The organism is Vibrio sp. 1288, assembly GCF_033344475.1.
This window is the reverse complement of record NZ_JAWPOX010000142.1, coordinates 1-1,077: the sequence shown is the minus strand read 5'-3', so window position 1 is coordinate 1,077 and position 1,077 is coordinate 1. Positions and strand designations below refer to the sequence as shown.

Genomic DNA, 1,077 nt, shown 5'->3' with positions numbered 1-1,077 from the left:
CGCCAATCTTGGCTGCTTGTGCACCCGCTTGACCCGCGAACTGCTTCTCCATGATCTCGTTTAGCTCTGCCAATGCTGATGGCTGAACTTCTTCAAGGTTGGCAATACGCATCATCAGATCCAAACGCACACGCTCTGGGAACTGAGAAAGAATTTCCGCCGATTGATCCGCTTCCAAGTACGACAATACGATGGTTTGAATTTGCGGGTGTTCGTTGACGATAATGCTTGCCACTTGGCGTGGGTCCATCCATTTCAATGAATCCAGACCTTTCGAACCGGTACCCAGCAGAATTTGATCAACCAAGTTGTTCGCTTTGTCTTCACCCAGCGCGGCCACCAAGGCATTACGCATAAAGTCTTCGCTGCCCATACCAATGTTGGTGTATTTCTGGATATCTTCCAAAAACGTACGGTGCACCGCCGATACTTTCTCTTGGCTTAAATCTTTTGCACGCGCCATTGCACTACCAACACGCTGTACTTGTTTCGGTTCTAAATGACGGATGATGCCAGCCGCATCTTGCTCATTCAGACTTAATAACAAAATGGCCGCTTTCTCTTCACCAGTAATGGTGGAGGCATCAAACTCAACTGGCATGCCTGCGCCGTTTTCATCTTGAGGTACGATATCGTTAGCCATTTTCGTTCATCCAGTTTTTCACAACTTGAGCCGCTAGCTCTGGTTCGTTCGCTACAAGTGCACGAACCGCTTTCAGTACGTCTTCATCTTTATGAAGGTTAGGCAGATCGATACTTGAACCAAATTCAAACAGCTCACTGCTTTCAATGTCGCTACCAATTAGGCTGGTTTCGCCATCGGCACCAATTGGCAAACCGTCTGGGCCGTACATTTCATCGTCGTCATCACCAGCTGGGTTAAGCAGTTTCTTCATTGCAGGGCGAACCAGTACAAGCACAACCACGATGATAACTAAAGCGCTGGCGAACCAACGAACCCAATCGTTGAAGTTCGGGTGTTCCCAAATCGGTTGGTCAACAAGCTGCTCGGTTTCTGGCTCGGCAAACTTGACGCTCAATACGTTAAGTAAATCACCACGAGATTGATCAAAGCCG

General features: G+C 48.3%; 2 pseudogenes. Both read right to left on the bottom strand.

Annotation, left to right across the window (positions count from 1 at the left end):
• A pseudogene (locus R8O11_RS25180) lies at positions 1-643 on the bottom strand (flagellar motor switch protein FliG); the annotation flags it as partial.
• Positions 636-1,077, bottom strand: a pseudogene (locus R8O11_RS25175) (flagellar basal body M-ring protein FliF); the annotation flags it as partial. The pseudogenes R8O11_RS25175 and R8O11_RS25180, both read right to left, overlap by 8 nt.